We start from the raw sequence: 25,415 nt of genomic DNA, 5'->3' as shown, positions 1-25,415 counted from the left end.
GTAGCACAGGAAGCCGTCTCTTACGCAAGGGAAAAGCGGTGAGAATGTAAGCTGATATTTTTGGCAGCAGGCGTAAAAAAAGCCGCACGGTGTGCGGCCTTTCTTTTTAAATTTCGACCTGGGTTCCCAGCTCGATAACCCGGTTTGGCGGGATTTCAAACTGGTCAGGCGCGCGCAGGGCGTTGCGCTGGAGCGCCATAAACAGCTTGCCGCGCAGCCTTAAATACCACGGGCGTTTGCCAATAATCAGCGACTCGTGCGACATAAAGAACGAGGTTTCCATCATTCGGCAGCTCAATCCTTCCAGGCCGCAGCGATGGAAAATCTCTTCCATATTTGGCGTTTCGCGCCAGCCATAGCTGGCCACTACGCGCCAGAACGTTGGCGAGAGTTGCTCTATAGAAACGCGGCGCACGTTATGGACGTAAGGCGCATCTTCCGTACGCAACGTCAGCAACACTACCCTTTCATGTAACACTTTATTGTGTTTCAGGTTATGCAGCATTGCGAACGGAATAACGTTAAGCGCGCGCGACATATAAACCGCAGTGCCCGGTACGCGTACCGGCGGCGATTTCTCCAGAGAAGCGATCAGAGCTTCCAGCGAGTTGCCGTGCTCGTGCATGCGGCGCAGCAGGCGGAAACGCTCGCTTTTCCAGGTAGTCATAATGACAAACATCACCAGCGCCAGGCTTAACGGCAACCAGCCGCCGGAGAAAAGTTTTACCAGGTTGGCCGAGAACAGCGACACGTCGATGCACAGCATACACAGCAGGATAAACAGCACCATATAACGATTCCAGTGCCAGTTTTTTATCGCCACCGTGCTGCACAGGATCGCCGTCAGCACCATAGTCCCGGTCACGGCTATACCGTAGGCGGCCGCCAGGTTGCTGGAATGCTTAAAGCCAATAATCACTATCACCACGGAGAAGAACAGGATCCAGTTAATAGTCGGAATATAGATTTGCCCGGACTCTTCCTCCGAGGTGTGCACGATGCGCATCGGCGGCAGATAGCCCAGGCGCACAGCCTGACGAGTCAGCGAGAAGACACCGGAAATTACCGCCTGCGAAGCGATCACCGTGGCAAACGTTGCCAGAATCAGCATCGGGATAAGCGCCCAGTCGGGAGCCAGCAGGAAAAACGGGTTCTTGATGGTTTCCGGATGTTTGAGGATCAGCGCGCCCTGGCCAAAATAGTTCAGCACCAGCGATGGCAGCACCGCCAGGAACCAGGCAAGACGGATAGGCAGCTTACCAAAGTGTCCCATATCCGCATAAAGCGCCTCTACGCCAGTAATAGCCAGTACGACAGAACCTAACGCAAAGAAAGAAAGGGTTTTGTATTCAACAAAGAAATGTATTGCCCAGTAAGGATTCAGCGCGTGCAGCACGTCCGGATTAAGCATAATCCCGCGTACGCCCAGCACGGCCAGCACGAGAAACCACAGCAGCATCACCGGGGCAAAGAGTTTGCCAACAATTCCTGTTCCGTGTTTCTGAATCACAAACAGCAGCGTCAATACGGCTATCGCCAGCGGCACGATGTAAGAGTCGAGCGTTGGCGCCGCAATTTCCAGACCTTCGATAGCCGATAGAACCGAAACGGCGGGCGTTATCACCACCTCGCCATAGAAAAAGCTGCCGCCGATCAGCCCCATTATCACCAGAATAGCGGTAGCGGTGGCCCCCGTATTGCGACCGGCAAGCGACATCAGCGTTAATATGCCGCCTTCTCCTGCGTTATCGGCGCGCATCACGTAGCTGATATATTTTAACGAAACAACCAGCACCAGCAGCCAGAAAATCAGAGAAAGGAAGCCAAAAACGGCATCATGCTTAACGCCGAAGCTGAGCGGACCGGACAGACATTCCCTCAAAGTATAGAGAGGGCTGGTGCCAATATCGCCATAAACGACGCCTATTGCCGCCAGGGTAACTGCGCCAAGGGACTGCTTTTTATCAGAACTCATAGAAGAATCTTTCGTTGGAGCTGACGATCGACAGACGCCAGGCTCATCAAGCCATCAAAAAACGCACAGTATGCACGAATCATTATGAATGCCTATCCTTAATTGAAATGTGAAAAGCAACTTCAATGGTCTGTGTCACCCTTTGACAAGAAAAAAGCTGACTCGTATCAACTCTTTCAAGCATCATAGCCAGTAGTGTTTGCGCTCGCCAGTTCCCCTGGCCTGAACGTAGAAAAGGATAAATGTTTGATGATGTCCCAGCCCCACCTCCTGGCGGAAAGAATTGCACGCCTTAGTAACGCTTTAGAAAAGGGACTTTACGAAAGACACCATGCTATCCGCCTTTGCCTGCTGGCGGCGCTGAGTGGTGAAAGCGTTTTTCTGCTTGGACCACCGGGCATCGCCAAAAGCCTGATTGCCCGCCGCCTGAAGTTTGCTTTTCAGCACGCCCGCGCTTTCGAATATCTGATGACCCGTTTCTCCACGCCGGAAGAAGTTTTTGGTCCGCTCTCTATCCAGGCGCTGAAAGATGAAGGGCGCTACCAGCGGCTGACGAAAGGCTATCTGCCCGATGCCGAAATTGTGTTTCTGGATGAAATCTGGAAAGCCGGCCCGGCCATTCTGAATACCCTGCTGACCGCCATTAACGAGCGCCGCTTTCGCAACGGCGATTGCGAAGAGCAGATCCCGATGCGTCTGCTGGTTACCGCGTCAAACGAACTGCCTGAAGCCGACAGCGGGCTGGAAGCGCTCTATGACCGCATGCTGATCCGCCTGTGGCTGGACAATGTGCACGAAAAACAGAATTTCAAAAGCATGCTGACCCACCAGCAGGATGAAAACAGCAATCCCGTCACGGCCTCGCTCTGTATTACTGATGAAGAGTATAGCGAATGGCAGAAAGGGATTACCCAGGTCGCGCTACCGGACGACGTCTTTGAGCTGATTTTCCTGCTGCGCCAGCAGTTAGAAAGCCAGCCGGAAGCGCCTTATATTTCCGACAGGCGCTGGAAAAAAGCGATTCATTTATTGCAGGCCAGCGCCTTTTACAGCGGCCGCAAAGCTATCGCCCCGGTTGACCTGATATTGCTGAAAGACTGCCTGTGGCACGACGTTGCCTCAATGAAGCTGCTGGATCGCGAGCTGGAGAATCTGATCACCCAGCAGGCGTGGCAGCAGCAGCCCATGCTGATCAAATTACAGCAGATCGCTTCACGCCGCCTCAGCCTGCAGCAGCAAAAAAGCGTCGAGCAGGCGATAAAGCTGGAAAAACACGGCGGAATGTTCAGCCGTAAACCCCATTACGAACTGCCGTCCAGCCTGGCGGAAGAAACGCTGACCCTGCTGCTGCAAAAGCCGCTGATGCTGCACGATATGCAGGTTAACCATATCGTTATTGGTCGCGAGCCGCTGCATCACTGGCTGCTGAAAGGCGGCGATGTGCGCGGCAAGCTTAACGGCATTGGTTTTGCCCAGACGCTGGATTTACACGTGGACGGGAACGACTGCCTGACCTTACGTGATGTCAGCCTGCAACCTTCGCGGTTGATGCTGCCTGGCGTGCAGCAGGCTGGCGGACTGCCGGAAGAAATTGTTACGGCGTTAGACGAAGTAGAAGAGCAGCTTCACGCGCAGCGCACGCTGTTCAGTCAGCATCACCGCTGTTTATTTATCAGCGATGACTGGCTGGCGAAGATTGAAGAGAGTTTGCAACAGGTTGCAGACCAGCTGAAACAGGCACGCCGTTGATTTCGCTGGATACGCTCAGCGCGTTTCTGGCGGTCAGCGAAGGCGATCTGATCGAAGAACTGTTTCTGGCGCTGCTCGCCAGCCCCCAGCTGGCCGTTTTCCTCGAAAAATTTCCCGGCCTGAAAAAAGCGCTGCTGGCCGATCTGCCGCGCTGGAAAACGGAGATGCTGGCGCAGCTGAAGCAGACGGAAGTTCCCGCCGATCTGGCCGACGAATTCGAACTTTTTCGGCAGTGCCAGGCGCTCGGTAACAAAGCATTTTGCCAGAAGCTGCCGGAAATCATGCTTTATCTGGCAAATCACCAGTCGCCATTTTTGGAAAAAGCCCGCGAGCTGGTAGCCCATATCGGCGAAGGGCACAGTATGAGCGCGCCGCAGCAAACGCTTTTTCTGCAGCGCTGGCGGCTGAGCCTGACGTTACAAACCCTGTCGCTAAACCACCAGCTGCTCGATGAGGAACGCGACAAGCTGCTGGCAGAATTACAGCAGCGGCTGGCCATGAGCGGCCAGCTGGCCCCCGTCTTGTCGGACAACAGCGAAGCCGCAGCAGGCAGGCTGTGGGATTTAAGCAAATGTCCGCTCCAGCGCGGCGATTATCAGCTGCTCGTTGACTACGGCGATTTTCTGGGGCAGCAGCCGATGCTGCAAAAGCTGGCAGAACAGCTGGGACGCAGCCGCGAAGCCAAAGCCGTGCTGAGCGAGGATGCGCCGCTGGAAACCTTCCACCAGCTGGTCAGAGAGCCCGAATCCGTGCCGGAAGAGGTGAGCGGACTGCATCAGAGTGACGATATCCTGCGCCTGCTGCCGCCAGAACTGGCCGCGCTGGGCATCAGCGAACTGGAGCTGGAGTTTTACCGCAGGCTGGTGGAGAAGCGGTTGCTGACCTATCGGCTACAGGGCGAAGCCTGGCATGACAAGGTCTCGCTGCGCCCGGTATCCCACCAGCACCATGACGAGCAGCCGCGCGGTCCCTTTGTGGTTTGCGTCGATACGTCCGGCTCTATGGGCGGTTTTAACGAACGCTGCGCCAAAGCCTTTTGCCTGGCGCTGCTGAAAATTGCGCTGGCGGATAATCGCCGCTGCTACATTATGTTATTCGCTCACGAAGTAATAGGTTATGAGCTGACTGCCGAAGACGGTATTGCGCAAGCCGTCCGTTTTTTAAGCCAGCGCTTTCGCGGCGGCACCGATCTGGCCGCCTGCCTGCAAGCCGTACTGATTAAGCTGGCGATGCCGCAGTGGAACGATGCCGACGCGGTGATTATTTCCGATTTTATCGCGCAGCGCCTGCCGGAAGAGCTGGTAAAAAATATTAAAAAACATCAGTTTCTCCAGCAGCAGCGCTTTCATGCTGTTGCGCTGTCCGATCATGGAAAACCCGGCATTATGCGTATCTTCGACCATATCTGGCGCTTTGATACCGGCCTGAAAAGCCGTCTGCTGCGGCGCTGGCAGCGCTAATCTTCCCTGTGCCACTATCCGGCAATACTCTCCTGCTATAGTCATATGAACGTTTTCTACGGTTCCCTCAGGAGTTTTACGTGGCACAACATCACCAGACGGCGGCAGCGCTACCGGCGCCAACCCGCACAGTACTATTAACCGGCAACGACGCAGAAGAAAAACGCCGGGAACTGCTCAGCTATTTCCAACAGACCTGGACGCTTTATGAAAGCCTGTTCGATTGCCTCGCCAGCGAGCAGGCCTACTACAACAAGGCAATCTCTCTACGCCATCCGCTGATCTTTTACTTTGGCCATACCGCCACCTTCTATATTAACAAACTGATGGCGGCTGGGCTGATTGAGCAGCGCGTTGACGATCGTATCGAAGCGATGATGGCTATCGGCGTGGATGAAATGAGCTGGGACGATCTGGATGTAACCCACTATGCATGGCCTACGCTGGCTGAAATGCGTGACTACCGCGGCAAAGTGCGCTCGCTGGTAGAAGACTTCATCAAAACGATGCCGCTGACGCTGCCTGTCGACTGGGAAAGCCCGGCATGGGTGATCCTGATGGGTATTGAGCACGAGCGCATTCATCTGGAAACCTCCAGCGTACTGATCCGCCAGCTACCGCTTGAGTGGGTTAAGCCCCAGCCGCACTGGCCAGCCTGCCCCGATGCACGCCGCGATCGCCAGAGTGTCCCCAAGAACAAGCTTATCTCCGTTGAAGGCGCGCGCGTGACGCAGGGGAAAACTGACGATACCTATGGATGGGATAACGAATACGGTACGCTGACTACGGACGTTAAACCCTTTAAAGCCAGTCAGATGCTGGCAAGCAACGCGGAGTTTTTTGAATTTGTCGCGGCGGGCGGCTATCAGGACGACCGCTGGTGGGATGAAGAAGGTTTGGGCTGGCGTAACTTTACGCAAGCGACCATGCCTACTTTCTGGACAGGATCGCTGAACGATGCCGATAATCTGCGGCTACGTTTGATGACCGAAGAGGTCGCTATGCCGTGGGACTGGCCGGTGGAAGTTAACCAGCTGGAAGCGGCGGCCTTTTGCCGCTGGAAAGCTGACGAAACCGGTAAGTCTGTCCAGCTGCCCAGCGAAGCCGAATGGCTGCTGCTGCGCGAACAGCTGGCGGGCGACCGCTGGCAGCAGGCGCCGGGCAATTTCAATCTGGCCTGGTGGGCTTCTTCCTGCCCGGTGGATCGTTTTGCGCAGGGCGAGTTTTTCGATCTGGTTGGCAATGTCTGGCAGTGGACCACTACGCCGATTAACGGCCTGGAAGGGTTTAAAGTGCATCCGCTTTATGATGACTTCTCAACGCCAACTTTTGACGGTAAGCATACCTTAATTAAAGGCGGCAGCTGGATTTCTACCGGCAACGAGACGCTTAAGTCATCCCGCTATGCTTTTCGCCGCCACTTTTTCCAGCATGCCGGTTTCCGCTATGTCGTTTCCACGCATCAGGAAAAAGCGACGCTGAATCCTTACGAAACCGACAGCATGGTGTCGCAGTATCTGGATTTCCAGTATGGCCCCAACTATTTCGGCACGGAAAACTACGGCAAAGCGCTGGTGGATATCGCCTGCCAGATGACGGATAAGCGCGGGCGCGCGCTGGATATCGGCTGTGCGACGGGCCGCGCCAGCTTTGAACTGGCCCGTCACTTTGATGAAGTGGTCGGCATGGACTATTCCGCACGCTTTATCGACGTGGCATTACAGCTGACCCGTGGTGAAGATTTCCGCTACGTGACGCAAGAAGAGGGCGAGCTGGTCGAATACCGACAGGTAAGGCTGAAAGATTTCGGTCTGGGTCAGCAGCAGGCCAGCCGTATTCAGTTTATGCAGGGGGATGCCTGTAACCTGAAGCCGCAAAAACACGGTTACGATCTGGTGCTGGCGTCTAACCTGATTGACCGGCTGCGTCAGCCGAAACGCTTTTTGCAGGATATCACCAGAATGATCAACTCCGGCGGCGTACTGATGCTCTCTTCGCCTTATACCTGGCTGGAAGAGTACACGCCAAAAGAGAACTGGCTGGGCGGTATCCGTGAAAACGGCGAAGCGTTAACGACATATCAGGCTCTACAACGCCTGCTGGCAGCGGATTTTGAAGAGATTGCCGCGCCGCAGGACGTGCCTTTCGTGATCCGCGAAACGGCCCGTAAATATCAGCATACCGTTGCACAGCTGACGGTCTGGCGTAAACGTTAATCTCTGGCGGGCGCGGCTTCGCGCTCGCTTTTATCTTACTTTGTTGCCTGTTTTCTCTCTTTCCTGCACATTATCCCGATATCTACTGAATAATCCTCAATCCAGGAGCCTTTATGGCCGATAATCTGCAACCTGACGATCTCGATCGCGGCATTCTTAACGCGCTGCTGGCCAATGCCCGTACCGCCTATGCCGAGCTGGCCAAGCAGTTCAACGTCAGTCCCGGCACCATTCACGTTCGTGTAGAGAAGATGAAGCAGGCCGGTATCATTAAAGGTACCCGCGTAGAGATCGATCCTCGCCAGCTGGGCTATGACGTCTGCTGCTTTATCGGCATTATTTTAAAAAGCGCCAGAGACTATCCCGCCGCGCTGGCAAAGCTGGACGCGCTTGATGAAGTTGTCGAAGCCTGGTACACCACCGGCCACTACAGCATCTTTATTAAGGTAATGTGCCGCTCGATTGATGCGCTACAGCAGGTGTTGATCAACAAGATCCAGACCATCGACGAGATCCAGTCTACCGAGACGTTAATTTCCCTGCAAAACCCGATCATGCGCACGATCAAGCCCTGATCTGTGCACAAAATTATCCACAGTTCACTGCTGTGGATAGGCAAATAAGATCCCTTCTGTAAGCGCATCACCGCGACCAACATCAAGCTCGTCACAGCCAGACCGGTCGCCACAGGATACCCGTGGCGTACATCGTCGCAGCCAGTTTTTGGCCGACCAGCGCGCAGCACCGGCAGCATACTTTAGTATGTGAGGAGGGCAAGCACTGTTCGGGCAGAAAATGGCAAGTAAGATAGCCACCTCAACATTAATAACCTTACTTATGCACAGGTAGATCCCATGCTGATCACAGCGTACAATACCCGCCTTTAGCGACAGGGATCCCACATGGCGGACGTAACTTTAATCAGCGGCAGCACCTTAGGCAGCGCAGAGTATGTAGCTGAACATCTGGCTGAAAAACTGGAAGAAGCGGGCTTTTCTACCGAGCTGCTGCACGGGCCGGAACTGGAAGCGCTTCCTTTAAGCGGATTATGGCTGGTGGTGACGTCGACTCACGGCGCGGGCGACCTGCCGGACAACCTGCAACCGCTGTTTGACGAAATAGAAGAGAAGCAGCCGGATCTGAGCCAGCTTCGCTATGGTGCCGTCGGCATTGGTAACCGCGAATACGATCTTTTTTGCGGGGCTATCGACAAAATGGACAAGCTGTTAACGGCAAGAGGCGCAAAACGCGTTGGCGATCGCCTGGACATTGACGTTATGGAACACGAAATTCCGGAAGATCCCGCCGAGATCTGGGTTGAGAGCTGGAAAGAGCTGATCGCGTAACGATCGTGCGTCCGGATCGTGCTTTTCACCTTCCGGCGCATAAAAAAACGGCCAGGTTTTGTAAATTTTTCCCGGATCTGGCGATTTAAATAGCGATCAACTGTGGATAACTACGCTAATTAAGCGGTAATAACCGGTGTTTATCCAAAGAACAACCTGACAGCTTGCGGGTACCTGTGCATAACATGCTGTTTTGATCCCAGCTTATACGCGACAGGATCACCGATCTTTCACAGCAAACGATCCTGAATAAGCCGATGATCCTGGTAGAGAAAAAAGGCTTATCCACAGCGATAGACGATCCTAATAGAAGATCTAATAAAGAGATCTCTAAATAAAAAAGATCTTCTTTTTAATACGTGTCTGGCCCTGCGCTTTCACCTTCGGGCAAAGTTGAGTAGAATTCACGCCCCGGGCATCCCCCAATCATTCAATCGCACAACCGCGAGGTTCAGTACCATGTTTTATCCAGATCCTTTTGACGTCATCGTGATCGGTGGTGGTCATGCGGGCACGGAAGCCGCCATGGCGGCAGCCCGAATGGGTCAACAAACCCTGCTTTTAACGCATAACATTGATACGCTTGGACAAATGTCCTGTAACCCGGCGATCGGTGGCATCGGAAAAGGACATCTGGTTAAAGAAGTGGACGCGCTTGGCGGTCTGATGGCGCATGCTATTGACCAGGCAGGTATCCAGTTCAGGATACTAAACGCAAGCAAAGGCCCGGCGGTACGAGCGACTCGTGCTCAGGCGGATCGCGTGCTCTATCGGCAGGCGGTTCGTACCGCGCTGGAGAATCAGCCAAACCTGATGATCTTCCAGCAGGCCGTTGACGATCTGATTGTGGAAAACGATCGCGTTGTAGGTGCAGTAACCCAGATGGGACTGAAGTTCCGCGCCAAAGCGGTTGTACTGACGGTAGGCACTTTCCTGGACGGTAAGATCCACATCGGCCTCGACAACTACAGCGGTGGACGTGCAGGCGATCCGCCTTCGATCCCGCTGGCCCGTCGACTGCGTGAGTTACCGTTACGCGTTAGCCGCCTGAAAACAGGTACGCCACCGCGCATAGATGCCAGAACGATTGATTTCAGCGTGCTGGCTCCCCAGCATGGTGATACGCCGCTGCCGGTCTTCTCGTTTATGGGTAATGTTGCACAGCATCCTCAGCAGGTGCCTTGCTATATCACCTATACCAACGAAAAAACGCATGACGTGATCCGCAATAACCTGGACCGCAGCCCGATGTATGCAGGCGTGATTGAAGGCGTTGGACCACGCTACTGCCCATCGATCGAAGACAAGGTCATGCGCTTTGCCGATCGTAACGCACACCAGATCTTCCTGGAGCCGGAAGGACTGACCAGCAACGAAATTTACCCGAACGGCATTTCAACCAGCCTGCCGTTTGACGTACAGATGCAGATTGTCCGCTCTATGCAGGGCATGGAAAACGCGAAGATCGTGCGTCCCGGCTATGCCATTGAGTATGACTTCTTCGATCCACGCGATCTGAAGCCAACGCTGGAAAGCAAATTTATCGAAGGTCTGTTTTTTGCCGGACAGATTAACGGCACCACCGGTTATGAAGAAGCTGCTGCGCAGGGACTGCTGGCTGGTCTGAACGCCGGACGTCTTTCTGCCGACAAAGAAACCTGGGCACCGCGCCGCGATCAGGCTTACCTTGGCGTACTGGTCGACGACCTTTGCACGCTGGGCACCAAAGAACCGTACCGCATGTTTACTTCAAGAGCGGAATACCGCCTGATGCTGCGTGAAGACAATGCCGATCTGCGTCTGACTGCGGCTGGCCGCGAACTCGGCCTGGTTGATGATGCTCGCTGGGCACGCTTCAATGAAAAGCTGGAAAGCATTGAGCAGGAACGCCAGCGTCTGCGCGATATCTGGGTTCATCCAAAATCAGAAACCGTCGAAGAAGTAAACGGCGTGCTGAGCGCTGCGCTGACCAAGGAAGCCAACGGTGAAGATCTGCTGCGTCGTCCGGAGATGACCTATGAGCAGCTGATGACGCTGAGCACCTTTGCGCCAGCGCTGGCCGATGCTCAGGCTGCCGAGCAGGTTGAAATTCAGGTGAAGTACGAAGGCTATATTGCCCGCCAGCAGGAAGAGATCGATCGCCAGCTGCGCAATGAGAATACGCTGCTGCCGGTCGATCTGGATTACCGTCAGGTGAGCGGCCTCTCTAACGAAGCTATCGCCAAGCTGAACGACCACAAACCCGGATCGATCGGCCAGGCTTCCCGTATTTCGGGGATCACGCCGGCTGCCATCTCTATTTTGCTGATTTACCTGAAAAAGCAGGGACTGCTGCGCAAAAGCGCCTGACGCTACGCGGGGCGATAGTTTTCGCCCCTTTTCATAATGTATTCGGATGTCATCGTGATTAATAAACTCTCTTCGCTGCTTAAAGCCGCCAATATTTCCCTGTCCGATCAACAAAAACAGCAGCTGACCGGCTATGTAGAAATGCTGCATAAATGGAACAAGGCCTATAACCTGACCTCGGTACGCGACCCGCAGCAGATGCTGGTACGCCATATCATGGACAGCATTGTGGTTGAGCCGCATCTGCAGGGAAACCGGTTTATTGATGTGGGCACCGGTCCAGGCTTGCCTGGCGTACCGCTGGCCATCGTACGTCCCGATGCGCATTTCACGCTGCTGGACAGCCTGGGCAAGCGCGTACGCTTTCTTAAGCAGGTACAGCATGAACTGAAGCTTGATAACATCGAGCCGGTACAGAGCAGGGTAGAAGAGTATAACGAGCCGCCTTTCGATGGCGTTATTAGCCGCGCCTTCGCCTCGCTAAACGATATGCTTAGCTGGTGTCACCATTTGCCTGCCGAAAACGGGCTTTTTTACGCGCTAAAAGGCGTGGTGCCAACGGACGAAATCGCCTCGCTGCCGGACGGGTTTACGCTTCAGCAAACCGTAAAACTCTTTGTGCCGGAGCTGGAAGGGGAGCGTCATCTGGTGATAATTAAGCCGCTGAAAAGCCCGGACGGCGTCGCTAACTAGCCGGTTTTTGCTTCAGTAATAGAGCTAAAAATCGGCATTTTTAGCTTGATTGTCTCGCAAAAGCTGAGTAGGCACATAGACAGTAAGTGCTTTATTTGGCTTAGTTTATGGCAAAAGCGTGGGCAGGGCGGTGAGCAGGGCAGGGGATAATAAGCAGCGTTAAGGTAAAGGAACAAAAAACGCGGCGCAAATTTAGCTTTTCGAGCGGACGGCAAGAAAAAATTTCAGGCCGGTAATGTTTCAGTAAGGTTAAAATGACGGGCTGAAATTATCGGAAATACCTGGTTACATTTAACGATAATTTCACAATGTGTTAGCAATGATATTACTTCACTGTCGGGCTAAGCGCCTTTTTCCGAACCGCATGACAAAATATTTTTGCCTGTTAATTTCAATGCGCTGACGAGATACCGCAGATAATTGGCGAAGACAAATGTCAATTAATTGTTTTAATCCGCCGATTTACGGCTAGCGACTCTAAAATAGAGTATTTGTCTTCAACGCTTTGATTTAAATAATATTTCATCCCGATTATTAAGATTTATCCCGGGCAGCGGTCGGAGAATATATTACTGAATTGTGATCTCCTGCACGCTTTGTGCGCAATATTTTGTGCGAACTGGCCGGATTTTCGGTCTGTTCGCCGACGCTGGTAATTTTGAAAAACAGGCCTCGCGAAAGAAATTTAAATAATTGTTCACCATTTCGCTACTTATCGATTGAAATCGCAGGCCCGCACCGTATAATTTGCTCGTTTTTTGCTGCTTGACTCAAAGTGGCAAAGGCAGTTTTATACGACACGCGACATATCCCCGACGGGGCAGGAGAGTTTCAGCGTCATGTCAGTGTCCCTTTACAGAGTAAAATTTGCCCGAACCGTGCTGCTGCTTCAGCTGGTGATTTTTGTCATAATCGGCGCGCTGTTTGCCCTGAAAGAATTGACCTGGGGCCTGTCCGCGCTTGCGGGTGGACTGGCAGCCTGGCTGCCAAACGTATTGTTTATGATTTTTGCCTGGCGTCATCAGGCAGGAGACCCGGTTAAAGGACGTGTGGCCTGGAGCTTTGCTCTGGGTGAAGTGCTGAAGGTTCTGGCAACCATTCTTCTGCTTGTCGTGGCGCTGGCGGTGTTTGGGGCGGCATTTACGCCGCTCGGACTGACCTGGTTATCGGTGCTGATTGTGCAAATCGTCGCACCGGCTGTAATTAACAACAAAGGGTAAGAGGCATCATGGCTGCAGGAGAAATCTCTACGCCGCAGGAATACATAGGCCACCATCTGAAAAACCTTCAGCTGGACCTACGTACCTTCGAGCTAGTGAATCCGCACGACGCACCGTCGTTCTGGGTATTGAATATTGACTCCATGTTTTTCTCTGTGGTGCTGGGACTGGTATTCCTGGTGCTGTTTCGTAAAGTTGCGAAATCAGCCACCAGCGGCGTTCCGGGAAAACTGCAGGCGGCGATTGAACTGATTGTTGGCTTTGTCGACAACAACGTCCGCGACATGTACCACGGTAAAAGCAAAGTTATCGCACCGCTGGCTCTGACGATTTTCGTCTGGGTCTTCCTGATGAACTTTATGGACCTGCTGCCTATCGATTTGCTGCCGACTATCGGCGAGCGATATCTGGGGCTGCCAGCGTTGCGTGTTGTGCCTTCAGCTGACGTGAACATCACGCTGTCTATGGCGCTGGGCGTATTTATTTTGATTCTGTTCTACAGCATCAAGATGAAAGGCATTGGGGGCTTTACTAAAGAGCTGACATTGCAACCCTTCAATCACCCTGTCTTCATTCCGATCAACCTGATCCTTGAAGGCGTGAGCCTGCTGTCCAAACCGGTTTCACTTGGTCTGCGACTGTTCGGCAACATGTATGCGGGTGAATTGATTTTTATCCTGATTGCCGGCCTGTTGCCGTGGTGGTCACAGTGGGTTCTGAGTGTGCCATGGGCCATTTTCCACATCCTGATCATTTCGCTGCAGGCTTTCATTTTCATGGTACTGACGATTGTCTATCTGTCGATGGCATCTGAAGAACATTGATTTTTTTATCAACACTACTGCGTTTTAACTGAAACAAACTGGAGACTGTCATGGAAAACCTGAATATGGATCTGCTGTACATGGCTGCCGCTGTGATGATGGGCTTAGCGGCAATCGGTGCTGCGATCGGTATCGGCATCCTCGGAGGTAAATTCCTGGAAGGCGCCGCGCGTCAACCGGATCTGATCCCTCTGCTGCGTACGCAGTTCTTTGTTGTAATGGGTCTGGTGGATGCAATCCCAATGATCGCTGTTGGTCTGGGCCTGTACGTGATGTTCGCCGTCGCGTAAACCAGATTGTTCATCGTTGGACATCTGTTCGACGATGAACGGCTTCTGCCGGTCGTCAGACCGCAGAAAAAAGTTAACTTAACAAGAGGCATTGTGCAGTGAACTTAAACGCAACAATCCTCGGCCAGGCCATCGCGTTCATCCTGTTTGTAGTGTTCTGCATGAAGTACGTATGGCCGCCGCTGATGGCTGCTATCGAAAAGCGCCAGAAAGAAGTTGCTGATGGCCTTGCTTCTGCCGAACGTGCCAAAAAAGATCTGGATCTTGCACAGGCTGACGCGACCGACCAGCTGAAAAAAGCGAAAGAAGAAGCTCAGGTAATCATCGAACAGGCTAACAAACGTCGTTCGCAGATTCTGGACGAAGCGAAAGCCGAAGCCGAGCAGGAACGTAACAAGATCGTCACTCAGGCACAGGCTGAAATTGAAGCCGAAAGCAAACGTGCACGTGAAGAGTTGCGTAAGCAGGTCGCGATGCTGGCTGTTGCCGGTGCCGAGAAAATCATTGAACGTTCCGTGGATGAAGCTGCTAACAGCGACATCGTTGATAAACTGGTCGCTGAACTGTAAGGAGGGAGGGGCTGATGTCTGAATTTACTACCGTAGCTCGCCCCTACGCCAAAGCAGCTTTTGACTTTGCTGTTGAGCATCAGAGTATCGATCGCTGGCAGCAGATGCTGGCGTTCGCTACCGAGGTAGCCCGCAATGAACAGGTAGCAGAACTTCTTTCCGGCGCGCTTGCGCCGGAAGCGTTGTCTGCACGGTTCATCGCTATCTGCGGCTCAGAACTGGATGAAGCCGGCCAGAACCTGATTAAGGTTATGGCTGAAAACAAACGTTTACCGGCGCTTCCCGATGTACTGGCTCAGTTTATCCAGCTACGTGCCGCACATGATGCGACCGCGGACGTTGAGGTAATCTCTTCCACTACACTGAGTGACGAACAGCTGACCAAAATCAGCGCCGCTATGGAAAAACGTCTGTCACGCAAAGTTAAGCTGAATTGCAAAATTGATAAGTCTGTAATGGCAGGCGTAATCATCCGTGCGGGTGATATGGTCATTGATGGCAGCGTCCGCGGCCGTCTTGAACGCCTTGCGGACGACTTGCAGTCTTAAGGGGACTGGAGCATATGCAACTGAATTCCACCGAAATCAGCGAACTGATCAAGCAGCGCATTGCTCAGTTCAATGTCGTGAGTGAAGCTCACAACGAAGGTACTATCGTTTCCGTCAGCGACGGCATCATCCGCGTAAACGGCCTGGCCGATGTTATGCAGGGTGAGATGATCGCGCTGCCGGGCAACCGTTTCGCTATCGCACTGAACCTGGAGCGCGACTCCGTAGGTGCCGTAGTGATGGGCCCATACGCTGACCTCGCCGAAGGCATGAAGGTTAAGTGTACCGGCCGTATCCTGGAAGTTCCGGTAGGCCGTGGCCTGCTGGGTCGTGTGGTGAACACCCTGGGTGCACCAATCGATGGCAAAGGCGCCATTGATAACGACGGCTTCTCGCCAATCGAAGTGATTGCGCCAGGCGTTATCGACCGTCAGTCCGTTGATCAGCCTGTACAGACTGGTTATAAGTCTGTCGATGCGATGATTCCAATCGGCCGTGGCCAGCGTGAGCTGATCATCGGCGACCGTCAGACCGGTAAAACCGCGATGGCGATCGATGCAATCATCAACCAGCGCGATTCCGGCATCAAGTGCGTGTACGTCGCTATCGGCCAGAAAGCTTCTACCATCGCTAACGTGGTACGCAAGCTGGAAGAGCACAACGCGCTGGCTAACACCATCGTGGTTGTGGCTACCGCTTCTGAGTCTGCTGCACTGCAGTACCTGGCTCCGTATGCAGGTTGCGCCATGGGCGAATACTTCCGTGACCGTGGTGAAGATGCGCTGATCGTATACGATGACCTGTCTAAACAGGCCGTTGCTTACCGTCAGGTTTCTCTGCTGCTGCGTCGTCCACCGGGTCGTGAAGCATTCCCTGGTGACGTGTTCTATCTCCACTCCCGTCTGCTGGAACGTGCTTCCCGCGTGAGCGCCGACTATGTTGAGCGTTTCACCAACGGTGCAGTGAAAGGTAAAACCGGTTCTCTGACCGCGCTGCCAATCATTGAAACTCAGGCTGGCGACGTTTCCGCGTTCGTTCCGACCAACGTAATCTCGATTACCGATGGTCAGATCTTCCTGGAAACCAACCTGTTCAACTCCGGTATTCGTCCGGCAGTTAACCCAGGGATCTCCGTATCCCGTGTGGGTGGTGCTGCTCAGACCAAGATCATCAAGAAACTGTCCGGTGGTATCCGTACCGCGCTGGCACAGTATCGTGAACTGGCGGCGTTCTCTCAGTTCGCTTCCGATCTGGACGAAGCAACCCGTAAACAGCTGAGCCACGGTCAGAAAGTGACCGAGCTGCTGAAACAGAAACAGTATGCGCCAATGTCCGTAGCGCAGCAGGGTCTGGTGCTGTTTGCGGCCGAGCGCGGCTTCCTGACCGATGTCGAGCTGGAAAAAATCGGTAGCTTTGAAGCAGCGCTTCTGGCCTATGCAGATCGCGACCATAGCGAGCTGATGGCTGAAATCAACCAGGCTGGTAACTACAACAACGATATCGAAGCGAAGCTGAAAGGCCTGCTCGAAACGTTCAAGAAAACCCAGTCCTGGTAATGTCTGGCGGCTTGTCCCTTTCGGGGCAGGCCGCAAGGCTTTGAGGAGAAGCTTATGGCCGGCGCAAAAGAGATACGTAGTAAGATCGGAAGCGTTCAAAATACGCAAAAGATCACCAAAGCGATGGAAATGGTCGCCGCCTCCAAAATGCGTAAATCGCAGGAACGCATGGCGGCCAGCCGTCCTTATGCAGAGACCATGCGCAAAGTGATTGGTCACATTGCGTTAGGTAATCTGGAATACAAGCACCCTTACCTGGCGGAGCGCGACGTTAAGCGCGTCGGCTACCTGGTCGTGTCTACCGACCGCGGGCTTTGTGGTGGTTTGAACATTAACCTGTTCAAAAGAGTGCTGGCTGATATGAAAGGCTGGGCAGATAAAGGCGTCGAGAGCGATCTGGCGATTATCGGCTCCAAAGGTCTCTCATTTTTCGGCGCTGTCGGCGGCAACGTGGTTGCTCAGGTAACGGGTATGGGCGACAAGCCTTCCCTGTCTGACCTGATCGGCCCGGTAAAAGTTATGCTGCAGGCTTACGACGAAGGTCGTATCGACAAGCTTTTTGTCGTCAGCAACAAATTTATCAACACCATGTCCCAGTCACCACAGATCAACCAGCTGCTGCCGTTACCGCCAGCCGCGGAAGATGAAGGCGTGGTGAAGAAAAGCACCTGGGATTACCTGTACGAACCGGATCCGAAAGCGCTGCTGGACACATTACTGCGCCGCTACGTCGAGTCTCAGGTTTACCAGGGTGTTGTGGAAAACCTGGCCAGCGAGCAGGCCGCGCGTATGGTGGCGATGAAAGCTGCGACCGACAACGGCGGAAACCTGATCAAAGAGCTGCAGTTGGTATACAACAAAGCTCGTCAGGCCAGCATCACCCAGGAACTTACCGAGATTGTCGGTGGAGCCTCCGCGGTTTAACCAGGTTTAATGAATTAGGTAGAGGATTCAAGATGGCTACTGGAAAAATTGTCCAGGTAATCGGCGCCGTTGTTGACGTCGAATTTCCTCAGGACGCAGTACCACAAGTGTACAGCGCGCTTGAGACTAAAAATGGTGATACTCGTCTGGTGCTGGAAGTACAGCAGCAGCTGGGTGGTGGCGTGGTTCGCGCTATCGCAATGGGTTCTTCCGACGGCCTGAAGCGCGGTCTGGAAGTCGTTGACCTTGCGCACCCAATCGAAGTGCCAGTAGGGACTGCAACGCTTGGCCGTATCATGAACGTGCTGGGCGAGCCAATCGACATGAAAGGCGACATCGGCGAAGAAGAGCGTTGGGCGATCCACCGTTCTGCACCTTCATACGAAGACCAGTCCAACTCTCAGGAGCTGCTGGAAACCGGTATCAAGGTAATCGACCTGATGTGTCCGTTCGCGAAGGGCGGTAAAGTTGGTCTGTTCGGCGGCGCGGGTGTAGGTAAAACCGTAAACATGATGGAGCTGATCCGTAACATCGCGGCTGAGCACTCAGGTTTCTCCGTATTTGCCGGTGTGGGCGAGCGTACCCGTGAAGGTAACGACTTCTACCACGAGATGACCGATTCAAACGTTATCGATAAAGTATCTCTGGTCTACGGCCAGATGAACGAGCCACCAGGAAACCGTCTGCGCGTTGCGCTGACCGGCCTGACTATGGCGGAAAAATTCCGTGATGAAGGCCGTGACGTTCTGCTGTTCATCGATAACATCTACCGTTACACCCTGGCCGGTACGGAAGTTTCCGCACTGCTGGGTCGTATGCCATCTGCGGTAGGCTACCAGCCAACGCTGGCGGAAGAGATGGGCGTTCTGCAGGAACGTATCACCTCTACCAAAACCGGTTCTATCACCTCCGTACAGGCCGTTTACGTTCCTGCGGATGACTTGACTGACCCATCTCCAGCCACCACCTTTGCTCACTTAGACGCAACCGTGGTACTGAGCCGTCAGATCGCGTCTCTGGGTATCTACCCGGCGGTTGATCCACTGGATTCTACCAGCCGTCAGCTGGATCCGCTGGTTGTTGGTCAGGAACACTACGACGTTGCTCGTGGCGTGCAGTCTCTGCTGCAGCGTTACCAGGAACTGAAAGACATCATCGCTATCCTCGGGATGGACGAGCTGTCTGAAGACGACAAGCTGGTGGTTGCTCGCTCTCGTAAGATGCAGCGCTTCCTGTCTCAGCCGTTCTTCGTGGCAGAAGTCTTCACCGGTTCTCCGGGCAAGTACGTGTCGCTGAAAGATACTATCCGTGGCTTTAAAGGCATCATGGACGGTGAATTCGACCATCTGCCAGAGCAGGCTTTCTACATGGTTGGTTCCATCGAAGAAGCCGTGGAAAAAGCGAAGAAACTGTAACGGTTTCCCGGGAGGTTAATTATGGCTATGACTTTTCACCTGGACGTGGTCAGTGCAGAACAGCAGATGTTCTCCGGCACTGTGCAGCGAATTCAGGTGTCAGGTAGCGAAGGCGAGCTGGGTATCCATCCTGGTCACGCCCCGCTGCTGACCGCCATTAAACCTGGTATGGTTCGCATCGTAAAAGAGCAGGGCGACGAAGAGTATATTTATCTCTCCGGCGGCATGCTGGAAGTACAGCCAGGCGCGGCTACCGTGCTGGCTGATACGGCGATCCGCGGTACTGACCTTGATGAGGCCCGTGCAATGGAAGCGAAACGCAAAGCCGAAGAGCATATGAATGGCTCGCATGGCGATGTGGACTTTGCTGCCGCGTCGGCTGAACTGGCTAAAGCGATCGCCAAACTGCGCGTGATCGAGTTGACCAAAAAAGCGATGTAATTCAGGTTTAAGCAAGAATGCCAGTCAGGAAACTGCCTGGCATTTTTTATTTTTGCGGCAACAGAAAGCCGTGCTCTCGTGGTTATCCTGATTAAACCTCTATTTAATGTTGTAATTAAACTGTTTATCCTTTCATCAGTTAGCGATAAAGCAGGGAAAACAGCAGCGCTAAAAGCACCACGGCGGTTACGGCCAGCGCCAGAAAAACCAGTCCCTTTAACCTGCTAACTGGCGGCTGTACCTGCAAGGGTACTGCGGTTTGGGTTTTTGGCGTCAGAAAAACGTAGCCTTTACCAGGGATGGTTTTGATGCAGCTTTTCATATTCATTGCGGCCAGGTCGCGACGTATTTTATAAACCAGCTGGGTAAGATTGGCATCATCAACCGTTGCCGCGCGATTTTCCCAGATATTCTCAATAATGGTTCGTTTAGGCAGTTCTTCATCAGCATGGCGAATAAAGTAGCTCAGTAAACGTTTCTCTTTTTCACTTATTGTTAAAGTAACATTGCCATTCATTAAAATATTTTCCTCTTCTGAAAGGAAAGTATTATTACCAAGATAAATATTACTGCTCATTATTTTCCTGCCTTCGCTAATTTTTTAATGTCGGATAAAAGCGCTCCTTCACCTGTATCGGCAAGAAGGCGCTTATGGTCATTAATATTCTTGTTGATATGAAGCTTGTTTTTAATATCGGCATGCTTTGCTTTGTTCTGCCGATTCTTATTGTGGCGGGAATATATCAGCAGCAGCCTCAGAATTAAGCGCTAATTATTGCAATGCGGCACGTATTTTTTGCCGCGGACAGCCCGCAGAGCCGCAGCCGCACAGGCGTTGTGGCGTTTGCCATCGTTAGTCTGTACATCCACATCCTGAAAGCTGTTTATCCATGATTGATAAAAAATGCGTCCTCAATGCAGCCTTAATTATAACTATATTTAAAGCCGCAACTTATGAGTCACGACTATACGGCTTTTCATACAGCGTAAAGTTTGAATAATTTTTATTTAACGGATAATCCTGCTTGCTAAACATTATTCTTTATTTGTAACTGGCGAGCGTAACGGTATCAGGTAAAAGTGACTTCGCCTTCAGGGTAATCCCGTGATGAGCATTTCACTATAACTTCTATCTGATAAGGATTTACCATGAGTAAATTGATTCAAAAGGATACCTACACCGAGCAGTCGTATACGATGGATGGTTTTGATCCCAAAACCAATACATCTGAATACAGCTATACCTCTGGCCGTGTAGCTCAACGCGTATACAACAAATATAATACAGCGGGTAAACCTAAACTGTTTGGTTACTACACTGACTGGGCCCACTACGATCAGCGTCAGACTGATAATAACGGCGCTCTTGCTAAAGATCTGCGTGGTCGCGGTATCGATATCACCAAACTGGACCCAACCGCTTACGATAAAATCATTTTTGGCTTTACCGGCATCGTGGGTGATAAAGGCGCCAATAAGCAAAAAATCGATCAGGCAGCGGCCTGGACCGGTAAGAAAACGAATGAGATGACCATTCTGGATCCGTGGGGCGACTGCCAGTCTTACGTTAACTGCGGCTACTCTGGCTGGAAAGCCTTTGGTTTTGGCCCTGGTACTACTTATCCTGCCGATGGCCAGGGAGACTGCTTCTATCAGGATAACCCTAACCTGCAGGGTGTGCTGGGCGCGATGCGTGACCTGCAGAAAAAAGCAGCCTCACAGGGCCACGATCTGAAGCTCTCTTTCAGCCTGGGCGGCTGGACCATGAGCGAAGCGTTCCACGAACTGGCCAAAAGCCAGAGCGCCATTGATACGCTGGTAGCCAGCATTATCGATTTCATGCAGCGCTTCCCAATGTTCTCTGAAATCGATATCGACTGGGAATATCCAAACGCAGCCGGTGCCGGTAACCCTTACGGCCCGGAAGATAGCGCCAACTACGTTAAGCTGATGGATAGCCTGAACAAAGCGCTACAGGCTAATAGCCTGAGCCATGTAAAAATCAGCATCGCGGCTTCAGCCAATATCGATGTGCTGAAGTACTCCAATATCAAAGAGCTGATTTCAGCCGGTCTTTACGGCATCAACCTGATGACCTATGACTTCTTTGGTACGCCATGGGCAGACGGTCTGGGCCATCATACCAATCTGTACAAAACGCCACACTCTACCTATAGCCTGGAAGAAGCGGTTGAGTATCTGCTGGAACTGGGTGTGGATCCTGAAGCGATTAACATTGGTTATGTAGGTTACTCACGTAGCGCCAAAGGCAGCGACATTAGTTCGTTCTCACCATTAAAAGGTTCTTACGACGGCAGCGGCACTACCGTAGGTACTTTTGAGTCCGGCTGTGTTGAATGGTATGACGTGATTAACAACTACCTGGATCTGGAAAACCAGTGTGGTCGTAACGGCTATAACGTCTATACCGATGACGTCGCCTGTGCGGACTATCTGTACAGCCCAACCTCTAAGGTTTTCCACTCTATTGATACTCCGCGTACCGTACGTGAAAAAGCACGTTACGTTATCGAAAAAGGCCTGGGCGGTCTGTTCACCTGGACTATCGATAACGATAACGGCCTGCTGGTAAACGCGGGTCGCGAAGGGATGGGTTGCCCAATTGTTCAGCAGAACATCGATATGGCCCCTTTCTACTTTAAAGGCATCAACATTGATGGCGAAACGCCAGTTGACCCGGTAGAACCAGTTGACCCGGTAGAACCAGTTGACCCAGTTGACCCAGTTGACCCGGTAGACCCAGTTGACCCAGTTGATCCGGTAGACCCGGTAGACCCAATCGACCCGGTAGATCCAGGTGAAGATAAAGTAGGTCCTGAAGCCGTTATCACCATGAAAGTGCCAAATGGCTGCAAGCTGGTGTTCAGCGCTATAAATTCAGCTAACGCAGTCAAATACGATTGGTCTGCAACCAGCAGTATCCAGCTAAGCGCGCCGCAGTCTGAAGAGACGGAAGCGCAAATGCCAACGGTTTCTGCCGATTCTGTTGCCAGAGTAGATCTCACTGTTACCGATGCAAAAGGCAACAGCAGTAGCTCCTCGTATGCGTTCTGGATTGCTACGGAATGGCACCCGGTTACACCAGCAGAGCCTTCTGACTACGCTGAGTGGAGCGCAACGGAGACTTATGTAGAAAACGACAAAGTTTCATACAAAGGCGTTAACTACATTGCCCGCTTCTGGAACAAAGGAAGCGAGCCAGGTCTGGAAGAAACCACCGGCCAGTACGGCAAGCCATGGTCAGTGCTGTAACGGATTTAGGGTAATCGATTGATACCACCAAAGAGTGTCTTCTTAGAAGACGCTCTTTATTTTATCTTGTATGGCGAACGGTAATGAACGTTTCTCAAAATGGTATTGGCTTTATAAAAGCCACAAGAGGATTCCAGCCAAAAGCTTATCTGAATGCGTCGGGACTATGGGCTATTGGTTACGGACATAAAAACAATATTGCAGCTGGTGATGTTATTACGCCAGAAGAGGCAGAGGTTTTGCTGCATCAGGATATAAAAAGATGCGGTGATATTGTTAATAGCGCTGTCGATATTCCTCTCACGCAAAATCAATTTGATGCACTTGTCTCCCTGACCCTTGATATTGGCGCAGGGAAGAGAGGGGTAAGCAGTGGCCTGGTTGAGCTGCGCAGCGGCCAGCCGTCAACGCTACTGATGTTTTTAAACCAGGGGTGTTATGCCGCCGCGGCAGAGCAGTTTGGCAGCTGGATTTATGTTAATAATATTCTGATTAAAGAGTTAATCTATCGCAGGGAGTGCGAAAAAAATATTTTTCTCCCAAAAAATAAATCGAGCATGTTTAAAAGCTGATTTATATTTATAAGGTTTACGTTATGACAGGTAATAATGAAAGTTTAGTACTGTTGAGGATGTTGACAGAAAATAATCTGATCGATTCTATGATAGTTGCCAGCGTCGGCGGCGTGGTGAATTACTTTATTCATAGCGAACTGCTGGAAAATGTCAAAGGCAAGCTAAGTTATTTTTCAAAACACGTTTTTATTTCCATGTTCACCGGATTTATTGTCGGCCTGATCTGTATTGATTTTCCCACCAGCATCACGCAAACGCTGCTGCTTGCCGCCATAGCAGGCACCAGCGGCAGTGAGGTGATCGTGGTGCTACAGAAAAAAGTCTCAGGCTGGCTGGAGAGTAAGCAGATTTGAGCGTCATAACCGTAGCCCATTCCAGAACAGTAAGGCGTAGATGAGCTTTGATGATATCATGCCAGCGCTAAGGGAAAATTCCCTGTACCAGCAGGAATTTTCCCTTTTTTGGCCCGGTAGAAAGTATTTTTGAACGGTAAAAGAAGTAGTAATTTTATCGCAAACCAGGTCTACTTTTCGCCGTAAAGGCAGATTTCAAAAACCAGGCAGGTTATCTATGTCAAACAGCGCCATGAGTGTGGTGATCCTTGCAGCAGGCAAGGGAACCCGTATGTACTCCGATCTCCCTAAAGTTCTTCATCTGTTAGCCGGTAAGCCCATGGTTCAGCACGTTATTGATGCGGCTAACGGCGTAGGGGCGGATAACGTTCATCTGGTTTATGGCCATGGCGGCGAGCTTTTGCAGTCCACCTTAACGGATCCGTCATTAAACTGGGTATTGCAGGCAGAGCAGCTGGGCACCGGCCACGCAATGCAGCAGGCCGCGCCTTACTTTGCCGATGGCGAAGATATCCTGATGCTATATGGCGATGTGCCTTTGATTTCCACCGAAACGCTACAGCGTCTTCGCCAGGCCAAACCCCAGGGCGGTATCGCGCTGCTGACGGTCATTCTGGATAACCCTACCGGCTACGGTCGTATTCTGCGCGAGCAGGATCAGGTGGTAGGCATCGTTGAACAAAAAGATGCCACGCCGGAACAGCTGGCCATTCATGAAATCAACACCGGCATTCTGCTGGCCAACGGTGCCGATTTAAAACGCTGGCTAAGCAAGCTGACTAACGATAACGCCCAGGGCGAATATTACATCACGGATATTATCGCGCTGGCGCACCAGGAAGGCCGCACAACGCAAACGGTACAGCCTGCGCGCAGTTCCGAAACGGATGGCGTAAATAACCGTCTACAGCTGGCGACGCTGGAACGTATTTATCAGGCGCAGCAGGCGGAAAAGCTGCTGCTGGCTGGCGTGATGCTGAAAGATCCCGCCCGTTTCGATCTGCGTGGCGAACTCACGCACGGTCGTGATGTAGAGATCGACACCAACGTCATTATTGAAGGCAAAGTTCATCTTGGCGCTCGGGTAAAAATTGGCAGCGGCTGCGTGTTGAAAAACTGCACCATCGGCGACGACTGCGAAATCAGCCCGTATAGCGTGCTGGAAAACGCCGTGCTGGCGACAGCCTGCACCGTCGGCCCGTTTGCTCGTCTGCGGCCGGGCAGCTCCCTTGCCGAGGGCGCGCACGTCGGTAACTTTGTTGAAATGAAAAAAGCCTCGCTGGGCAAAGGCTCTAAAGCGGGCCATCTGAGCTATCTGGGTGATGCGGAAATTGGTGCCAACGTGAATATCGGTGCCGGCACCATCACCTGTAACTATGACGGCGTAAATAAATCGCTGACGGTAATCGGCGACGATGTGTTTGTCGGTTCAGATACGCAGCTGGTGGCGCCGGTATCGGTCGCGGCAGGCACGACCATTGCGGCCGGCACCACGGTAATGAAAGATATCCCGGCTAAAGGTTTGGCCTACAATCGTAAAGATCAGAATCTGAAAACCGACTGGCAGCGGCCAGCAAAGAAAAAATAATTTTACGGGCGGCGAAGATCGCCCGACAGCAGTAAGGGATGCTGGTCATCC

The 25,415-nt window shown here is 52.4% G+C and carries 22 protein-coding genes; 20 read left to right on the top strand and 2 right to left on the bottom strand.

Annotated elements, in window-relative coordinates:
- Window positions 1-106 precede the first annotated feature (106 nt).
- Complete coding sequence (gene kup / locus ACMGGR_RS21340) at window positions 107-1,975, bottom strand: low affinity potassium transporter Kup (protein ID WP_414147814.1); 1,869 nt, start codon at window positions 1,973-1,975, stop codon at window positions 107-109.
- A 252-nt stretch (window positions 1,976-2,227) separates the two neighbouring features.
- Between kup and ravA the strand changes: the two genes are divergently transcribed.
- From ravA to ACMGGR_RS21260, 16 genes are all read left to right on the top strand, one after another.
- Window positions 2,228-3,724 (top strand): ATPase RavA, encoded by a 1,497-nt coding sequence (gene ravA, locus ACMGGR_RS21335; protein WP_246760363.1) that lies wholly within the window; start codon window positions 2,228-2,230, stop codon window positions 3,722-3,724.
- Window positions 3,721-5,184, top strand: coding sequence for an ATPase RavA stimulator ViaA (gene viaA / locus ACMGGR_RS21330; protein WP_414147813.1), 1,464 nt, complete (start codon window positions 3,721-3,723; stop codon window positions 5,182-5,184). Before ravA ends, viaA begins: the two co-directional genes overlap by 4 nt.
- 80 nt (window positions 5,185-5,264) lie before the next feature.
- Window positions 5,265-7,400: a 5-histidylcysteine sulfoxide synthase gene (gene ovoA, locus ACMGGR_RS21325; protein ID WP_414147812.1), complete on the top strand. Its 2,136-nt coding sequence runs from the start codon at window positions 5,265-5,267 to the stop codon at window positions 7,398-7,400.
- 113 nt (window positions 7,401-7,513) lie between these two features.
- Entirely contained in the window at window positions 7,514-7,975 is a 462-nt protein-coding gene (gene asnC / locus ACMGGR_RS21320) for a transcriptional regulator AsnC (RefSeq protein WP_246760337.1), read from the top strand.
- A 327-nt stretch (window positions 7,976-8,302) separates the two neighbouring features.
- Window positions 8,303-8,746: an FMN-binding protein MioC gene (mioC, locus tag ACMGGR_RS21315; protein WP_246760336.1), complete on the top strand. Its 444-nt coding sequence runs from the start codon at window positions 8,303-8,305 to the stop codon at window positions 8,744-8,746.
- A gap of 459 nt (window positions 8,747-9,205) precedes the next feature.
- Entirely contained in the window at window positions 9,206-11,095 is a 1,890-nt protein-coding gene (mnmG, locus tag ACMGGR_RS21310; protein ID WP_246760335.1) for a tRNA uridine-5-carboxymethylaminomethyl(34) synthesis enzyme MnmG, read from the top strand.
- Between the two features lie 54 nt (window positions 11,096-11,149).
- On the top strand, window positions 11,150-11,788 hold the full coding sequence (gene rsmG, locus ACMGGR_RS21305) for a 16S rRNA (guanine(527)-N(7))-methyltransferase RsmG (protein WP_246760334.1): 639 nt from the start codon (window positions 11,150-11,152) through the stop codon (window positions 11,786-11,788).
- An 839-nt stretch (window positions 11,789-12,627) separates the two neighbouring features.
- Window positions 12,628-13,008 carry a F0F1 ATP synthase subunit I gene (gene atpI / locus ACMGGR_RS21300; RefSeq protein ID WP_125289170.1) on the top strand — a complete coding sequence of 127 codons (381 nt, stop codon included), beginning with the start codon at window positions 12,628-12,630 and terminating at the stop codon, window positions 13,006-13,008.
- Between the two features lie 8 nt (window positions 13,009-13,016).
- Window positions 13,017-13,832 (top strand): F0F1 ATP synthase subunit A, encoded by an 816-nt coding sequence (gene atpB / locus ACMGGR_RS21295; RefSeq protein WP_246760333.1) that lies wholly within the window; start codon window positions 13,017-13,019, stop codon window positions 13,830-13,832.
- Window positions 13,833-13,882: 50 nt separating this feature from the next.
- Window positions 13,883-14,122 carry a F0F1 ATP synthase subunit C gene (atpE, locus tag ACMGGR_RS21290; RefSeq protein ID WP_003849523.1) on the top strand — a complete coding sequence of 80 codons (240 nt, stop codon included), beginning with the start codon at window positions 13,883-13,885 and terminating at the stop codon, window positions 14,120-14,122.
- A gap of 98 nt (window positions 14,123-14,220) precedes the next feature.
- Window positions 14,221-14,691: a F0F1 ATP synthase subunit B gene (atpF, locus tag ACMGGR_RS21285; RefSeq protein WP_246760332.1), complete on the top strand. Its 471-nt coding sequence runs from the start codon at window positions 14,221-14,223 to the stop codon at window positions 14,689-14,691.
- Window positions 14,692-14,705: 14 nt separating this feature from the next.
- Window positions 14,706-15,239 carry a F0F1 ATP synthase subunit delta gene (atpH, locus tag ACMGGR_RS21280; protein WP_246760331.1) on the top strand — a complete coding sequence of 178 codons (534 nt, stop codon included), beginning with the start codon at window positions 14,706-14,708 and terminating at the stop codon, window positions 15,237-15,239.
- A 14-nt stretch (window positions 15,240-15,253) separates the two neighbouring features.
- The gene (gene atpA / locus ACMGGR_RS21275) at window positions 15,254-16,795 is read left to right on the top strand and encodes a F0F1 ATP synthase subunit alpha (RefSeq protein ID WP_246760330.1); all 1,542 of its coding nucleotides are present in this window, start codon (window positions 15,254-15,256) and stop codon (window positions 16,793-16,795) included.
- 54 nt (window positions 16,796-16,849) lie between these two features.
- Entirely contained in the window at window positions 16,850-17,719 is an 870-nt protein-coding gene (atpG, locus tag ACMGGR_RS21270; protein WP_246760329.1) for a F0F1 ATP synthase subunit gamma, read from the top strand.
- 32 nt (window positions 17,720-17,751) lie between these two features.
- Window positions 17,752-19,134 carry a F0F1 ATP synthase subunit beta gene (atpD, locus tag ACMGGR_RS21265; protein WP_246760328.1) on the top strand — a complete coding sequence of 461 codons (1,383 nt, stop codon included), beginning with the start codon at window positions 17,752-17,754 and terminating at the stop codon, window positions 19,132-19,134.
- 21 nt (window positions 19,135-19,155) lie between these two features.
- Window positions 19,156-19,575: a F0F1 ATP synthase subunit epsilon gene (locus tag ACMGGR_RS21260; RefSeq protein WP_246760327.1), complete on the top strand. Its 420-nt coding sequence runs from the start codon at window positions 19,156-19,158 to the stop codon at window positions 19,573-19,575.
- 139 nt (window positions 19,576-19,714) lie between these two features.
- On the opposite strand, the gene ACMGGR_RS21255 is transcribed toward ACMGGR_RS21260, so the two are convergent.
- On the bottom strand, window positions 19,715-20,152 hold the full coding sequence (locus ACMGGR_RS21255) for a winged helix-turn-helix domain-containing protein (protein ID WP_246760326.1): 438 nt from the start codon (window positions 20,150-20,152) through the stop codon (window positions 19,715-19,717).
- A 572-nt stretch (window positions 20,153-20,724) separates the two neighbouring features.
- Here ACMGGR_RS21255 and ACMGGR_RS21250 point away from each other — a divergent pair.
- From ACMGGR_RS21250 to glmU, 4 genes are all read left to right on the top strand, one after another.
- Window positions 20,725-22,848, top strand: a complete 2,124-nt coding sequence (locus tag ACMGGR_RS21250) for a glycosyl hydrolase family 18 protein (protein WP_414147811.1) — start codon at window positions 20,725-20,727, stop codon at window positions 22,846-22,848.
- Window positions 22,849-22,931: 83 nt separating this feature from the next.
- Window positions 22,932-23,420, top strand: coding sequence for a lysozyme (locus tag ACMGGR_RS21245; protein WP_246760324.1), 489 nt, complete (start codon window positions 22,932-22,934; stop codon window positions 23,418-23,420).
- Window positions 23,421-23,443: 23 nt separating this feature from the next.
- Window positions 23,444-23,776 (top strand): phage holin family protein, encoded by a 333-nt coding sequence (locus tag ACMGGR_RS21240; protein ID WP_246760323.1) that lies wholly within the window; start codon window positions 23,444-23,446, stop codon window positions 23,774-23,776.
- A gap of 217 nt (window positions 23,777-23,993) precedes the next feature.
- The gene (gene glmU, locus ACMGGR_RS21235) at window positions 23,994-25,364 is read left to right on the top strand and encodes a bifunctional UDP-N-acetylglucosamine diphosphorylase/glucosamine-1-phosphate N-acetyltransferase GlmU (protein ID WP_414147810.1); all 1,371 of its coding nucleotides are present in this window, start codon (window positions 23,994-23,996) and stop codon (window positions 25,362-25,364) included.
- The last annotated feature ends 51 nt before the right edge of the window (window positions 25,365-25,415 follow it).

Source organism: Erwinia sp. BNK-24-b, from assembly GCF_047456155.1.
GTDB classification, from domain to species: Bacteria; Pseudomonadota; Gammaproteobacteria; order Enterobacterales; family Enterobacteriaceae; genus Erwinia; species Erwinia phyllosphaerae.
This window is presented reverse-complemented; position numbering and strand designations above follow the sequence as displayed.

Coding starts and splice junctions, on each gene's coding strand:
- glmU (WP_414147810.1), top strand. CDS start 23,994: ATGTCAAACAGCGCCATGAGTGTGGTGATCCTTGCAGCAGGCAAGGGA.
- ravA (WP_246760363.1), top strand. CDS start 2,228: ATGTCCCAGCCCCACCTCCTGGCGGAAAGAATTGCACGCCTTAGTAAC.
- atpD (WP_246760328.1), top strand. CDS start 17,752: ATGGCTACTGGAAAAATTGTCCAGGTAATCGGCGCCGTTGTTGACGTC.
- ACMGGR_RS21245 (WP_246760324.1), top strand. CDS start 22,932: ATGAACGTTTCTCAAAATGGTATTGGCTTTATAAAAGCCACAAGAGGA.
- atpH (WP_246760331.1), top strand. CDS start 14,706: ATGTCTGAATTTACTACCGTAGCTCGCCCCTACGCCAAAGCAGCTTTT.
- atpB (WP_246760333.1), top strand. CDS start 13,017: ATGGCTGCAGGAGAAATCTCTACGCCGCAGGAATACATAGGCCACCAT.
- asnC (WP_246760337.1), top strand. CDS start 7,514: ATGGCCGATAATCTGCAACCTGACGATCTCGATCGCGGCATTCTTAAC.
- ACMGGR_RS21255 (WP_246760326.1), bottom strand. CDS start 20,152: ATGAGCAGTAATATTTATCTTGGTAATAATACTTTCCTTTCAGAAGAG.
- atpE (WP_003849523.1), top strand. CDS start 13,883: ATGGAAAACCTGAATATGGATCTGCTGTACATGGCTGCCGCTGTGATG.
- atpI (WP_125289170.1), top strand. CDS start 12,628: ATGTCAGTGTCCCTTTACAGAGTAAAATTTGCCCGAACCGTGCTGCTG.
- ACMGGR_RS21250 (WP_414147811.1), top strand. CDS start 20,725: ATGAGTAAATTGATTCAAAAGGATACCTACACCGAGCAGTCGTATACG.
- atpG (WP_246760329.1), top strand. CDS start 16,850: ATGGCCGGCGCAAAAGAGATACGTAGTAAGATCGGAAGCGTTCAAAAT.
- mnmG (WP_246760335.1), top strand. CDS start 9,206: ATGTTTTATCCAGATCCTTTTGACGTCATCGTGATCGGTGGTGGTCAT.
- mioC (WP_246760336.1), top strand. CDS start 8,303: ATGGCGGACGTAACTTTAATCAGCGGCAGCACCTTAGGCAGCGCAGAG.
- atpA (WP_246760330.1), top strand. CDS start 15,254: ATGCAACTGAATTCCACCGAAATCAGCGAACTGATCAAGCAGCGCATT.
- ACMGGR_RS21260 (WP_246760327.1), top strand. CDS start 19,156: ATGGCTATGACTTTTCACCTGGACGTGGTCAGTGCAGAACAGCAGATG.
- kup (WP_414147814.1), bottom strand. CDS start 1,975: ATGAGTTCTGATAAAAAGCAGTCCCTTGGCGCAGTTACCCTGGCGGCA.
- ACMGGR_RS21240 (WP_246760323.1), top strand. CDS start 23,444: ATGACAGGTAATAATGAAAGTTTAGTACTGTTGAGGATGTTGACAGAA.